The sequence below is a fragment of the Corynebacterium sp. CCUG 70398 genome (assembly GCF_024454055.1).
GTDB classification, from domain to species: Bacteria; Actinomycetota; Actinomycetes; order Mycobacteriales; family Mycobacteriaceae; genus Corynebacterium; species Corynebacterium genitalium.
In genome coordinates, this window is the sequence record NZ_JAGPYZ010000001.1 from 245,882 (window position 1) to 259,709 (window position 13,828).

The 13,828-nt window shown below is 61.7% G+C and carries 13 protein-coding genes and 3 tRNA genes; 13 read left to right on the top strand and 3 right to left on the bottom strand.

Annotated features, from left to right (window positions below; translation table 11 throughout):
- Positions 1-29 precede the first annotated feature (29 nt).
- The 8 genes from gltX to KBX07_RS01195 all read left to right on the top strand — a co-directional run bounded on the left by gltX (position 30) and on the right by KBX07_RS01195 (position 4,684).
- Entirely contained in the window at positions 30-1,517 is a 1,488-nt protein-coding gene (gene gltX / locus KBX07_RS01160; RefSeq protein ID WP_040423753.1) for a glutamate--tRNA ligase, read from the top strand.
- A 118-nt stretch (positions 1,518-1,635) separates the two neighbouring features.
- Positions 1,636-1,707 (top strand) — tRNA-Gln (locus KBX07_RS01165).
- 47 nt (positions 1,708-1,754) lie between these two features.
- A tRNA-Glu gene (locus KBX07_RS01170) sits at positions 1,755-1,827 on the top strand.
- 244 nt (positions 1,828-2,071) lie between these two features.
- Positions 2,072-2,260 (top strand): hypothetical protein, encoded by a 189-nt coding sequence (locus tag KBX07_RS01175; protein WP_256022652.1) that lies wholly within the window; start codon positions 2,072-2,074, stop codon positions 2,258-2,260.
- Positions 2,261-2,348: 88 nt separating this feature from the next.
- Positions 2,349-2,421 (top strand) — tRNA-Glu (locus KBX07_RS01180).
- Positions 2,422-2,872: 451 nt separating this feature from the next.
- On the top strand, positions 2,873-3,442 hold the full coding sequence (locus tag KBX07_RS01185; RefSeq protein WP_256022655.1) for a DUF6230 family protein: 570 nt from the start codon (positions 2,873-2,875) through the stop codon (positions 3,440-3,442).
- Entirely contained in the window at positions 3,432-3,911 is a 480-nt protein-coding gene (locus KBX07_RS01190) for a DUF6114 domain-containing protein (RefSeq protein ID WP_005290396.1), read from the top strand. Before KBX07_RS01185 ends, KBX07_RS01190 begins: the two co-directional genes overlap by 11 nt.
- 236 nt (positions 3,912-4,147) lie before the next feature.
- Positions 4,148-4,684, top strand: coding sequence for a hypothetical protein (locus tag KBX07_RS01195; protein WP_256022656.1), 537 nt, complete (start codon positions 4,148-4,150; stop codon positions 4,682-4,684).
- Here the strand turns inward: KBX07_RS01195 and KBX07_RS01200 are convergent.
- Positions 4,681-5,085, bottom strand: a complete 405-nt coding sequence (locus KBX07_RS01200) for a carboxymuconolactone decarboxylase family protein (RefSeq protein ID WP_256022658.1) — start codon at positions 5,083-5,085, stop codon at positions 4,681-4,683. The genes KBX07_RS01195 and KBX07_RS01200 overlap by 4 nt on opposite strands.
- A 43-nt stretch (positions 5,086-5,128) precedes the next feature.
- Between KBX07_RS01200 and KBX07_RS01205 the strand changes: the two genes are divergently transcribed.
- Positions 5,129-6,088 carry a pyridoxal-phosphate dependent enzyme gene (locus tag KBX07_RS01205; protein WP_256022659.1) on the top strand — a complete coding sequence of 320 codons (960 nt, stop codon included), beginning with the start codon at positions 5,129-5,131 and terminating at the stop codon, positions 6,086-6,088.
- Positions 6,081-8,810, top strand: coding sequence for an FAD/NAD(P)-binding protein (locus KBX07_RS01210; protein WP_256022661.1), 2,730 nt, complete (start codon positions 6,081-6,083; stop codon positions 8,808-8,810). The genes KBX07_RS01205 and KBX07_RS01210 overlap by 8 nt, the downstream gene beginning before the upstream one ends.
- Here the strand turns inward: KBX07_RS01210 and KBX07_RS01215 are convergent.
- Positions 8,807-9,493 (bottom strand): IclR family transcriptional regulator C-terminal domain-containing protein, encoded by a 687-nt coding sequence (locus tag KBX07_RS01215; protein WP_256022663.1) that lies wholly within the window; start codon positions 9,491-9,493, stop codon positions 8,807-8,809. The genes KBX07_RS01210 and KBX07_RS01215 overlap by 4 nt on opposite strands.
- Before the next feature lie 194 nt (positions 9,494-9,687).
- Between KBX07_RS01215 and leuC the strand changes: the two genes are divergently transcribed.
- Genes leuC through KBX07_RS01230 form a run of 3 tightly spaced genes read left to right on the top strand, consistent with a single transcriptional unit; the run spans position 9,688 to position 12,768 of the window.
- Entirely contained in the window at positions 9,688-11,127 is a 1,440-nt protein-coding gene (leuC, locus tag KBX07_RS01220; RefSeq protein WP_256022666.1) for a 3-isopropylmalate dehydratase large subunit, read from the top strand.
- Between the two features lie 9 nt (positions 11,128-11,136).
- A complete protein-coding gene (leuD, locus tag KBX07_RS01225) occupies positions 11,137-11,730 on the top strand; it encodes a 3-isopropylmalate dehydratase small subunit (protein ID WP_256022668.1) in 594 nt (197 codons plus the stop codon).
- A gap of 12 nt (positions 11,731-11,742) precedes the next feature.
- Positions 11,743-12,768 (top strand): DUF418 domain-containing protein, encoded by a 1,026-nt coding sequence (locus tag KBX07_RS01230; RefSeq protein WP_256022669.1) that lies wholly within the window; start codon positions 11,743-11,745, stop codon positions 12,766-12,768.
- Positions 12,769-12,771: 3 nt separating this feature from the next.
- On the opposite strand, the gene KBX07_RS01235 is transcribed toward KBX07_RS01230, so the two are convergent.
- Positions 12,772-13,779, bottom strand: coding sequence for a bifunctional NUDIX hydrolase/histidine phosphatase family protein (locus tag KBX07_RS01235; protein WP_040424492.1), 1,008 nt, complete (start codon positions 13,777-13,779; stop codon positions 12,772-12,774).
- Between the last annotated feature and the right edge of the window lie 49 nt (positions 13,780-13,828).

Below are 13,828 nucleotides of genomic sequence, written 5' to 3' on the forward strand. Positions count from 1 at the left end.
ACAAGTAGCCGCCCGCTACAGTTGGGGGCATGACTGATGCCCCTGTGAGAGTTCGTTTTTGCCCGTCGCCGACCGGAACGCCCCACGTGGGAATGGTCCGGACGGCGCTTTTCAATTGGGCGCACGCCCGCCACACCGGCGGCAAGCTCGTTTTCCGCATTGAGGACACTGACGCAGCCCGTGACTCGGAGGAGTCCTACCAGGCCATCATCGATTCTCTGACCTGGCTGGGTTTGGATTGGGACGAAGGCGTGGTCACTGGTGGCCCGCACGAGCCGTACCGTCAGTCGCAGCGCATGGACATCTACAAAGAAGTTCTGGACAAGCTGATTGATGCCGGTGAAGTGTACCCGGCGTACTCCACAGCAGAGGAAGTCAAGGAGCGTCACATCGCGGCCGGCCGCGACCCGCAGTTGGGATACGACAACTTCGACCGCGAGCTCACCGAAGAGCAGGTCGCGGCCTACAAGGCAGAGGGACGCGAGCCGGTGTGGCGCCTGCGCATGCCGGAGAAGGACTGGGCGTGGAACGACCTCGTCCGCGGAGAGATGGAGTTCAAGGCCGCGACGCAGCCAGACTACGTTGTCGCCCGCTCTACCGGTGCGCCGCTGTACACCCTGGTCAACCCTGTCGATGACGCGCTCATGGGCATCACGCACGTGTTGCGCGGTGAGGACCTGCTCTCGTCGACCCCGCGCCAAATCGCTCTCTACGAGGCACTGCAGCGCATTGGTGTCGCTGAAATCACTCCGGAGTTCGGTCACCTGCCGTTCGTCATGGGGCAGGGCAACAAGAAGCTGTCCAAGCGCGACCCCGAGTCGAACCTGTTTAACCACCGCGACAACGGCATCATCCCCGAGGGAATGATCAACTACCTCGCGCTGCTGGGGTGGTCCTTGTCCGCAGACCAGGATGTGTTCTCCGTCGATGAGTTCATCAAAGCCTTCGATATCAATGACGTGCTATCAAACCCTGCGCGTTTTGACGAGAAGAAGCTCGAAGCCATCAACGCTGACCACATTCGCATGCTGGAGCCTGAGGATTTCAAGAACCGCCTGCGTGACTACCTCACCGAGTACACGGACTTCCCGGCCGACTACCCCGAAGATAAGTTCGCTATCGCTGCGGATCTTGTGCAGACGCGCATCAAGGTGCTTGGTGACGCATACGGTCTGCTCAAGTTCTTGGTCACACCGGATGGAGAATTGGAGCTCGACGAGAAAGCTGCGAAGAAGAACCTCAAGGAAGATGCCGCGGAGCCGCTCGACGCCGGCCTTGCGGCACTTGAAGCAGTTGGGGAGTGGACCACCGCGAACATCGAAGCGGCCTTGAGCAAGGCGCTTATCGACGATCTCGGCCTCAAACCCCGCAAAGCCTACGGGGCCTTGCGAGTGGGCATCTCGGGTGAAGCTATCTCCCCGCCGCTGTTTGAGTCTATGGAGCTCCTCGGACGTGAATCGACCATGGCGCGTTTGCGTGTAGCGCGCGAGCAGACCCCGTTTGCTGCCGGGCAATAGCAAATGACAGCGCCGTAATATGCTGGCATCACCAGCGGATTTGGTGCTCATTGCGCACCGTGGTTATAGTTATCGACGTTGTTCAGTGCGGCTGACAAGCAGCCGCACAGTATGACGATGGCCTATGGTGTAATTGGCAACACTACGGTTTCTGGTACCGTCATTCTAGGTTCGAGTCCTGGTAGGCCAGCTGCAGTCCGCTTCAAATAGTGAACTGCAAGACGGAAAAGTCCTAATGCCCCGTTCGTCTAGCGGCCTAGGACGTCGCCCTCTCACGGCGGTAACACGGGTTCAAATCCCGTACGGGGTACAGCGAGAAAACCCTTTCATTCCACAGTGGAGTGAAAGGGTTTTTCTATATGTCTGAATATCTTGGCATTGAGAACAACTTTGTGACTCTTATTGTCGCGGTTGCAATCGGGGCGGCGGTGTTCACGGCGGTCTACAACGTGGGTCGAAAGCCTAAGGGAGAAGTGGAGACCTAGGTTCGTGTAACGGAGGGGGTTTGCGGAGCAATTAACAAACGAAACCGATTACTCACATGGAGGGGAATTATGGGTAAGAGAATCGCCGGCTTTTCTGTCGCGGTCGTTATCGCTATGGCGTGGGCAATTGTCTCCGCGCAATACGGCATTGAAAACCAAATTGTTTCGGCCATTGTCACCGTTGCTATGGGACTGGTTGTTTTTCTGGCGATCTTTTCCGTGGGCACCAACGGAAAGCCCCTGTTCAGAGAAAGTTAGAAGCGAACGCTTAGCCGCTTGTTGACCTAGGGATTTGGCGTTCGGCGCCATCACCATTTAGAGTGAGCAAGTCGCAACAAGCGAGCGCGCCCCGTTCGTCTAGCGGCCTAGGACGTCGCCCTCTCACGGCGGTAACACGGGTTCAAATCCCGTACGGGGTACAAAGCTACAACCCTTTCATTCCATACCGGAGTGAAAGGGTTTTCTGTTGTTCACGAAGCCCGGTGCACATTGGCGTAACGAATCCCGGTTGAATCCTGATTAGGTCAGTGAAACGAGATGCCAATGGAGGGGTTGTCATGGTTAGAAATATTGTTGGTCTGTTGCTCGCGCTGTTCGCCGCTACGGTTTGGACAGTTGTCGCCGTTCGGATCGGGGTGGAAGATTCTCTCATGCGGACCATGATTTCGTGTGCGCTAGCGGCGACCATATTCTGCGCATTCTTCTTTTCGGGCAACAAGCCCGATGAGCCAGAAGCTCCTGCGGCTACCTAACCGTGACCGATCCACGCCCCGGCGGTTCTTTGCAAACCGCCGGGGTTTTGTCGTGTTTCGCTGACGTAGCGTCCGCTCAGGAGTAGTGTTTGCTACACAAACATAAAGGAGCGTGGGCATGGGACACACCAAGAAACTCCGGTTTGCTGTTATCACCGGTGTGGGGCTGATCATTCTCGCCGGTGAAGGTGTGGCGATGGCGCAGAACGGGCTCACCGCTGGTCTCGCATTGTCGAATGTGATCTTCACCCAGCAGGTCGGCGGCATTGAGGCCGACAACTTCAGCCTCTTCGTCGACCGAGAGACCTTGAAGGACAGTGAAGTAGCCGTGTCTCGCCTCAAGCTGGAGGACGCGACGATCACCGACCTGTGCATGTCCGCGCCGATTAAGCTCCCCGGTTTGGGGGATCGTCGCTTCCAAATGAGGGCCCCGGGGGCAAGCACGAAAGCTACCAACCTGGTCATCGGCGCCAAGGAACTCAACGGCACCATGACAATGACCAACCCGCAGATCGGTGTGGACGCCCAGCAGTTGTCCGATAAGGCTGAGCCGGGCTCCTTCGGTATTTCCATGACGCACCTGTCTGCAAAGAACCAGCTGATCTACGCCACGTCCCTGTCCGCTGACAAGCTCACAGCCGCCGGCGGGCAGATTAAGGTGGTGAAAGAGGGCGAAGGTGAGTGCTAATTCACGTGGGCCGGAGCACGGGGGCATCAACGAACTCTTCGACGGTCCCACCAACGTCCCCGGCACGGCGGAGGGTCCCGCCGACACAGATGACAACGTCGAGAAGATCAATCGCGGTTTCGCGGGATGGCGCGGCGGACGGCCGTTCGGCGCGGGGCTGTGCATGATCATCGCCGGTGTGATCATCCTCATGCCGGCCTACCTCTCCTTCGAGGTGTCTAACATCATGATCCAGATCAGCACGATCTCGGGCGTGTCCACCTTGCTCGTGGGTGTTCTGCTCATCGTTTGTGGCTTGATGACGTGGGGGCAGCCACAGGCCCGCATTCTCACTGGGGTGACCGCCATGCTGCTCGGATTCATTGCTTTGCCCACGTCAAATTTCGGCGGTTTCATCATCGGCACCCTCTTCGCTCTCATCGGCGGGGCGTGGGCCTTGTCCTGGGCGCCAGGGGAGAAAACCGCATGAAAGTCAGGGGACAAGTAGCAGCTGCACTCACGGCCGCAACCATGGTCGTGGCCGCGCCGCAGGTCGCTGTCGCGCAGTTTCCTCCCGTGCCTCCGTTGCCTTCGTTGGAACTGCCACCGCCGCCGCCCCTTCCAGCACCGTCATCACTGCCCCCATTACCTCCACCGCCGCCGGTGCTTCCAACCCCCGAGCTTGAAGGCCTTGACCTTCCACCGCAGCTGTCGGGTCGCGGTGTAGTGCCCCGGCAGATTGGCGGTTTCGACTTCGACCCTCCGGCGCCGATCGAGAATATGATGACTCCCTCGGGGGAGACATACACGGTCCAGTCGGATTCCACGAAGCTGCTGGGCGACGTCAAGATGTCTTACGTCCAGGTGGACACGATGCAGGGGTCCAAACCCGCGATCCGCATCGATTGCAACCGTGTGGAGTTGGACAACCTGCGTGTTCGGTTCCCCGGTGCTTCCGCCGGTGTGGAGGATATCTGGCAGCGGTCCGGCCCAGGGGTGATCACCACTCTCAACGGGAACTTTCACATCCTCGTGGCCAGGATGACCATCACGTCTCAGATCGCAGGCGTGACTCTTCCCATTCCCATCACGGTTGACGCGTCGTGGGCACCGGAACAGATCCGTGCCGAGCTCAGCAAAGCCGGTGCAGGGCTGCCCGATGACATGTCCAACCTCATGGTCGTGGTCGACGGAACGATGGAAACGTACTACATCTCCGCAGATGACCTGCGTGCTGAGCAGGGATTGAGCATTAAGTCTTAGTCCTTCGGGCCGAGCTCGTTCTCGAGCACTTCTTGGGCCACCTTCATCGCAGAAAGCGCTGCGGGGGCGCCACAGTAACCGGAGGAGTGGATGATCGCCTCGGTGATCTCCTCGCGCGTGAGGCCGTTGACAAGTGCGCCGCGGACATGGCCACGCAGCTCCTCAGTGGCGCGCAGTGCGACCAGCATGCCGATGTTGAGCAAGCTGCGGTCGCGGCGGGAAAGTCCGTCGCGCGTCCATACCGAGCCCCACACGGTGGCTGTGACGTGGTTTTGCAGTTCTTCGCCGTCTTTGCCGGTGTTGCGCTCGAGCGCCGCGTCGACAAAGTCATCTCCCATGACGTCGCGGCGCACGGCCATGCCAGCGTCGTAACGGTTGTCCTGAGTAGTGTTGTCGCTCATGCGCCCAAGCCTAACCCCACCCGCTTCACATAAGCTGGCGGGCATGATTGAAAACCGTCGGTTGCTCGACACCATAGGTTCCACGCCCCTCATACGTCTCGACACCGGCGACGGGGCCTCCAGTGGCCGGCGGGTATGGGGAAAACTGGAATCGTTCAACCCAGGTGGCAGCGCGAAAGACCGTACAGCGCGGGCTCTGGTGAAGGCCGCAGAAGAACAGGGGCTCGTCGGCCCCGGTGTGACGGTGGTCGAGTCGAGTTCCGGCAACCTCGGTGTCGCTCTCGCGCGTGAGGCCGCGGTCGGCGGCTGGGATTTCCACTGCGTTGTGGACCAACGCACGAACTCGTCGACGGTGGCGCACATGGAGGCGCTCGGTGCGACGATCCATGCGGTCACGAAACCGGATCCACGCACGGGGGACTGGTTGGCGGCGCGGAGGATCAAGGTCGCGGAGCTCGTCGATAAGCTCGGCGCGGTCAACTTGGACCAGTACTCCAACCGCGCGGCGTTCACTGCGCACAGCGAGGGCACGATGCGCGAGATCGTGGACCAACTTGGGCACGCGCCGGACTACTTGGTCGTGGCAGTGAGCACGACAGGCACTGTCGGGGGATGTCTGCGCTACATCGAGGAGCACAGTATGGACACCACTGTCATTGCTGTCGACGCAGAAGGGTCGGTTCTTTTCGGCGGTGAGCGCGGCGAGCGGCTGCTGCCTGGCTTTGGCGCTGGCGTGGTTCCGGATCTCGCCGGCGACGTCACACCGCACGAGGTCGTGCGGGTCAGCGCAGCTGATTGCGTGGCGGCCGGTCGCCGCCTGGCCGCCACGACGGGATTCTTGCCGGGGGCGTCTGGGGGAGCGGTGGCTGCGTGCGTCGAAAAGCATGCGGAACTAGAAGGCGATGTCGTGGCGATCTTCCACGATTCCGGCGTCGCGTACCTGGACACGATGTACAACGACGAGTGGGTAGCAGAGAAGCTGGGAGTGGATTTCAATGGGTAGAACAGTTGCGATCATCGGTGCCGGACCGCGCGGACTGTGGGCCGCTGAGGAGCTCTTTGAGCTCGCCCGCCAGCGCGGCGTGGCTATCGATCTCACGGTGTTCTCCTCCGGCACGGTGGGTGCGAGGAACGCGTACGAGCTGGATCAGCCTGAGCAGTGGGTGCTCAACGTGCCGCACAGTGCGATCCGGTCGCACAGCTCCAATTTCGAGGACTTCAGTCGTGAAGATGAACCGGCCTCGCGCAGCACCGCCGGTGACTTCCTCGGAAAAGCATGGCGCGATCTGCAGACATTCGCGCCGCGTACGTGCACGATCGACTGGCAACGCACGTGGGTCAAGGACGTTCGTCCCCGCGGTCAGCAATGGGAGGTCGAGGGCACGCTTTTCGACGACGTCCTCATCACCACCGGCCACGCCGACGACTGGCCCGGATCGTTGGCCCACGCGGATCTGGGCCTGGGGGAGAACGTGCGGGTCATTGCGCCCGCCACCCCTCAGACTCTCGCGACCGTGACTCCCGACGACGTGGTGGTCGTGCGCGGCGCCGCGCTGACGTTCATCGACATCACCCGCGTCATCTCGGAGAAGGCGATCTACCCCGTGACGCGCTCGGGCAGGTTCATGGAGGCCAAGCATGAGCCCACGACGCTTATCGACGACCTCGTCGACCGCGCCCAGGACGCAATCCGTGCGGCAGCAAACACGCAGGACATCGTGGACGCACTGGCCGAATGCGCGGCAGGGATTCTCGAGCGAGAGAACGGTGACTCGGACCGCGATGCCATCGAGCAGGTTCTCGCCGGGACCGACAAAGGCGACCCGGTGGAGGATTTCCGGCGCTCCGTTACTGACCCGGTCACGCCCGCGCACGCGGTGGGCATCGCCTTCCGCAAGGCCTATCCGGCTGTGATTGAGCGAGCATCCTTCGGTGGGCGGAAGAGCCTGGACAGCTTTGGTGACCTCACCCGCCGCCTCGAGCGCATCGCGTTCGGGCCGTTTGCCGGCCCTGCTGCTGACCTGCTGGATCTGATTGATAAGGGTGTCGTGCGGACCGACATTCTCGACCGTGGGGGCGATAACGCTGATCTGGCAGCCGCCGCGCGTGAGGTCGAAGCGACAGTCGTGATCGATGGAGTCATCGCGCCGCCCGGTGTCGTTCCGGGCACTTTGGTGGCCGACCTGGTGGTCCGCGGCATCGGCACGATCGACCCTGAAACGAATGGTCTGGTCATTGACCGAGACGCCACGATCACCGGGCAGCGCCACATTGCGGCGGCGGGACGGATGACCGAAGGGTGGGTTCTCGGCCTGGACACCCTGAACCGGACGCAGCATGACGAGATCCCGCGGTGGGCACGCCGCGTTGTCACTGAGGCGATGGAGAATCCCGAGCGCGTGCACGGTGTCCCGCCGATGACGGCCCGGATCGAGCCCTGGGCTGAGGAACTCACCAGCAGCTACGACGACTGCCGGAACCTGCTCGAGGAATTCTCCAGCCCGGTCAACGTGCTCAATCCGGAACCGATGCTGGCGAACGTCGATGAGCTCGTCAGCGCGGGCGCCTCCATGGGAGTCGAGGTGAAGATCTTCTTCGCCCGCAAAGCCAACAAGGGACTCGTGTTTGTGGACACGATGCGCGACGCCGGGCATGGTGTGGACGTAGCCAGCGAGAACGAGCTGCGCCAAGTCCTGGATCGGGGCGTGCCGGGGGAGCGGATCATCCTCTCCGCGGCGATCAAGTCGGACGCGTTGCTCGAGCTCGCCATCGCTAGCGGCGTGGTCATCTCCGCCGACAACGTGACCGAGTTGGAGCGCATCATCGCCATTGCCGGTGACCGCACCGCCTTGGTGGCTCCGCGTCTCGCGCCGGATCCGACAACCATGCCGCCGACTCGCTTCGGTGAGCGCTCCCAGGTCTGGGCGCGGCGGTTGAGCGAGCCAGCTGGCTCCGTGACGGTTGCAGGGGTGCACGTTCACCTCCACGGTTACGCTGCTGCGGACCGTTCGGCAGCGCTGCGGGAGTGCGTGGGGCTCGTCGATAAGCTGCGGGCGGGCGGGCACGACCCGCAGTTCATTGATGTGGGCGGCGGTGTGCCGATGAGCTACCTCGACGATGAGGAGCAGTGGAATCACGCCCAAGACTCGCTACGCGCCATGCGGGAGGGCTACGCGGAGCCGTTCACGTGGAAGAGCGACCCGCTGCACAACACCTACCCTTACTGGCAACGGCCCGTGCGTGGCGCATGGCTGCACGACGTGCTCGCCGACGGTGTTGCGCAAGAGCTCACCTCACGCGGCTTACGGTTGCATTTGGAGCCAGGCCGCTCGCTTCTCGACGGCTGCGGCCTCATCCTCGCCACCGTCGAATTCACCAAGCACCGCAGCGATGGGTTACCACTCGTCGGCCTGGCGATGAACCGGACGCAATGCCGGACCACATCGGATGACTACCTGGTCGATCCGATTCTGGTGACGGGCGCCCCCGGTTCCACCGACGAGGAGGTCGAGGCGTTCCTGGTGGGCGCCTACTGCATCGAAGACGAGGTGATCCTGCGGCGGCGGATCCGTTTCCCCCGTGGGGTACGGCCGGGCGATATCGTCGCGATCCCGAACACTGCCGGCTACTTCATGCACATTCTGGAAAGCGCTTCCCACCAGATCCCGCTGGCGAAGAACGTGGTCTGGCCGGACGGCGTGCTTGACTCTATCGACGCAGGTTAGATTGCGGCCATCAAGGCGTCGGCTGCCCTGAGCAGTTCGGTTCCCCACATCTGCGCAGGGGAGGGCTTGAGGCGCTCGACCGGGCCGGAGATGGACAGCACGGCAAGAAGCGCACCGTTGGCGTTGTGAATGGGAGTGGATACGCTGGCCAGCTCTACTTCACGTTCGCCGACGGATTCGGCCAGACGGGTGGTGAGGATCCGGTCGAGCTCCGCAGGGTTGAACGGGGTGTCGATGTGCTCATAGGCGGCAAACACCTTCGCAGCAGAGCCACGGTCGAGGGGCAGCTTTGAGCCCACGGGAACAGTGTTGTTGAGTCCGCTCGGCGGCTCGATCGCCGCCACACACGTGCGGGTTGCGCCAGTGAGCTCGTAGAGCTGGACGGACTCGTGCGTGGTGCGCACTAGCTCGCCCATGATGGGTTTAGCAGCGTCAATCACCTGTGACGGTCCAGCTGCGGCATAGCGTGCGAGCGCGGGGCCGATCGCCCATGCGCCGGCTTCCGTGCGGACGAGGATGTGGTGAATCTCCAACGCCGTGGCAAGGCGGTGGGTCGTCGCACGGGGGAGTTCCGTCGCGGCGCTCAGCTGGGCGAGGGTCTTCTCGCCGGCGGCGATGGCGTCGATGATGGCGATGGAACGGTCAAGGACCTTGATGCCGGAAAGTTCTGCAGTGTTTCCCACGGTGCGGATGATAGCAATCCACTATGTGGACAGTGGTATCGACCGTGGTAGGGGTGTGTTCGTTCAGGGCGCAGGGTGAACGAGGGTGGCAAAACGGTTTTGCCTAGGATTGCGTGAAACGGTCTGGCCTCCGCTAGACTGTCCCATTGAATGGACTCGATTGTCCCGCCTATTGGGAACATGCTTTAAGGAGAGTGTTTGAGGTGGCCGTTAATGCGGACAAGCCATTGACTTTGGCGGAAAAGGTTTGGCGCGATCACGTGATCACCAAAGGTGAGAACGGAGACCCGGATCTGATTTACATCGACTTCCAACTTCTCCACGAGGTCACCTCACCGCAGGCGTTCGACGGCCTGCGCATGAACGGACGCACGATCCGCAACCCCCAGCAACACCTAGCTACTGAGGACCACAACGTGCCCACCGTGGGCATTAAGTCCGGCAATCTGCTGGAGATCGAGGAGCTGACCTCCCGCACCCAGGTGTCCACCCTGCGCAAGAACTGCGAAGAGTTCGGTGTCCGTCTGCACTCCATGGGCGACGTCAAGCAGGGCATTGTCCACACCGTTGGACCGCAGCTGGGCATCACTCAGCCGGGCATGACGATCGTGTGCGGCGACTCCCACACCTCGACCCACGGTGCGTTCGGATCGATCGGCATGGGCATTGGCACCTCCGAGGTCGAGCACGTCATGGCGACCCAGACGCTGCCGCTCAAGCCGTTCAAGACCATGGCTATCGAGGTCTCCGGGGAATTGCAGCCCGGAGTCACGGCTAAGGACTTGATTTTGGCGATCATCGCGAAGATCGGCACCAACGGCGGGGCCGGCCACATCATCGAGTACCGCGGAGAGGCCATCGAGAAGCTGTCGATGGAAGCACGCATGACCATCTGCAACATGTCCATCGAGGGCGGTGCCCGTGCTGGCATGGTGGCCCCTGACGAGAAGACCTTCGAGTACGTCAAAGGCCGCGAATACGCACCGCAAGGCAAGGACTGGGACGACGCCGTCGCCTACTGGAAGACCCTGCCGACCGATGAGGGTGCCGAGTTCGACACTGTCGTCGAAATCGATGGTTCTGCGCTCACCCCGTTTGTCACCTGGGGCACCAACCCTGGTCAGGGTCTGCCGCTGGCTGAGTCTGTGCCGGACCCGGAGTCCTTCGGCGACGACACCCTCAAGGCGGCCGCCGAGAAGGCGCTGAAGTACATGGATCTTGAGCCGGGCACCCCGCTGCGGGACATCAAGATCGACACTGTCTTCCTTGGTTCGTGCACCAATGCGCGCATTGAAGACCTGCGTGCAGCTGCGGAGGTCATTAAGGGCAAGAAGATTCATGAGGGCACCCGCATGATGGTCGTTCCCTCTTCCGCAATGGTGAAGCAGCAGGCGGAGGAAGAAGGCCTGGACCAGATCTTCCGCGACTTCGGAGCGGACTGGCGTACCGCCGGCTGCTCGATGTGCTTGGGCATGAACCCGGATCAGTTGCAGCCGGGGGAGCGGTCAGCGTCGACAAGCAACCGCAACTTCGAGGGCCGTCAGGGCCCCGGCGGCCGCACCCACCTGGTGTCGCCGCTTGTCGCAGCGGCAACCGCAATCACTGGCCACCTTGCCTCCCCGGCGGACCTTTAAGGAGCAATCATGGAAAAGTTCACCACCCACACCGGCGTTGGCGTTCCGCTGACCCGCTCCAACGTGGACACCGACCAGATCATCCCCGCTGTGTACTTGAAGCGTGTCTCGCGCACTGGGTTCGAGGACGGTCTGTTCTCCAACTGGCGTAACAACGAAGCAGACTTTGTGCTGAACCAGGATGCGTTCAAGAACGGTTCCGTGCTCTTCGCCGGCCCCGACTTCGGCACCGGCTCCTCTCGCGAGCACGCCGTGTGGGCGCTCATGGACTATGGCTTCAAGGCCGTGTTTAGCCCGCGCTTCGCCGACATCTTCCGTGGTAACACCTCCAAAGCAGGCCTGCTCGCCGGCCAAATGACTGAATCCGACATCGAGCTGATCTGGAAGCAGCTCGAGCAAAACCCCGGTATGGTGGTCACGGTGTCGCTCGAGGACCGGACTGTGACGGTGGGGGAGAACACCTTCACCTTCGAGATCGACGACTACATCCGCTGGCGCCTCATGGAAGGCCTCGACGACATCGGCCTGACCCTGCGTGACGAGGGCGCAATCGAGGACTTCGAAGTGAAGCGGCCCGCGTACAAGCCAGCTATCGACGTCTAGAAAGGCCAGAGAATGAACGAAACGCCAAACGCGAGAATGCTCTCGCTCGATGTGATCCGCGGAATAGCACTGTGCGGGATCGCCTTCGTGAACTTTCAACAACAATGGCTCCTCTATCCAGGGCCTGAAGGGGAAAAGGAGGCGTACCGGGCGCTAGATCTCCTTGCTCACCAACGCTTCTTCACAGCGTTCACATTTCTCTTCGGGATTGGATTCGCACTGATCGTCGATGGGGCTCGCCGACGCGGGATGATGGCGCAGTCCGTCATGTGGCGGCGGCTGCTGCCTCTTTTTCTGCTCGGAATCGTGCACCAGATCCTCCACCCCGGGGAGGCGCTGCTGTACTACTCAGCCTTCGGCTTTGTGTTCTTGTACCCGCTCACTTTCGTCTCCGACCTGAAACTCAGACGCACATTGGCCACCGTCGGAGGCGTTGCGCTGACTTTGCTCGGGGCGCCGTTCGGAGGAATCATTCTCATTCCCGGTCTGTTGCTGCTCGGGTTCGCCTTTGCTATGTGGGGGCTACCGCAAGCCCTGGACGAGAACCCGAAACCGGCGGCGATGGCACTGCTGGTTCTGGTTCCGCTGACGCTGGGAATGAGCTACCTCCAGTACCGGAGTCTTGGAACGGTCGCATATAGCCACGTTGCTGCAGTGACTGGCCTGATCTACACAGCCATGTGGATGGCACTGGTGTATGTCCTGCTGCGCACGCCCCTGCGGTCCGCGCTCGGAGCGATGTTCGCGTCGCTGGGCCGGACGGCTCTGACGAACTACATTCTGGCGACGTTGGTGATCATCGGAAGCGGCCTACTGTTGGGATATCCACGCGAAGATGCGGGAGCGACGAACGAAGAGTTCTACACAGCTTTCGCGGTCGCCGCAGTGATGCTCGTCATCCAAGCTGTGCTCAGCTGGCTGTGGCTGCGCCGCTTCGGCCAGGGGCCGTTGGAGAAAGGCTGGCGCTACCTCACCTGGGAAGCGTTTGGCGGGCCGAAGAAACTGCAGCAAGCCGAGGCAGCGCACCCAGACGCTTAATTTCTACCGCACCGGCAGGGCTGTCGGCATGTAGTCAGCGCCAGTCAGCTCGCCGCTGTTGAAGGACAAGACCCACACGCAGCCCTTCTTGCAGTTGATCTCACCGTCGATCGGCAGGCGGCCGTTCTCTGAGAGCCACTGGATCATGTTGGGCATCACGTCGCCCTGGGCTACGACGACGCTCGTGCCACCTTGATCGATGACAGCTTGGAAAGCCTGCTTGGCACCGGACGGGTCTGACTGCCACGCGTTGTCACCGAAACGCAGGTCGACGTCGACAGGCATGTTCAACTCGTCGGCAAGCGGCGCGATGGTTTGCTGGCAGCGGTCCGGAAGAGCGCTATAGATGCGCTCCGGGTGGAAGGCCGCGAGCATCGGGACGAGCATCTCCGACTGACGGCGGCCCTTCTTGTCCAATGGGCGCTTGTTGTCGTCGCCTGACCACTTCTCGCGGTCGTGCGCCTTCGCGTGGCGCACATAAAGGATGCGGCACGTCGCCGGGAGGCGGAAGCGCTTCTCCGCTTTCGTCAGAACCTGGCGGTCGAGGTCGTAGGACATGATTTCTTTGGCATCGTCGAAGGTGAGCCAGCGGATCTCGTCGACCTCGTCGTTCGGCTCGAACTCGCCGCCGAGCACCTGAGCGATCCAGTAGTAGACCACCTTCGTGCTGTCCATGACGGGGTACACCGTCTTACCCAGCAGCTTGCCCAGGCGGATGTCGTAGCCGGTTTCCTCCTTGATCTCGCGGACCGCAGTGACCACGAGAGACTCGCCCGGGTCCACCTTGCCCTTGGCCAAGGACCAGTCGTCATAGCGTGGGCGGTGAATGCACGCGACTTCAATCGAGTCGATGTCGTTGACGTCGCCGCGCCACAGCACGGCGCCCGCAGCCAGAGTAGTCTTCTTGAATTCCTCATCCGGTCGCCGTGGAATCTCCTGGTGGCGGCCGGTGAGGAACATCTCGCCCTGGATGTCCTTGTCGTCTTCGTGCATCTTCGACTTCTTGCCCATGGCATTCATCATATGCGCCCAACCGAGCCTGGCTCCTCTACACTGGCAC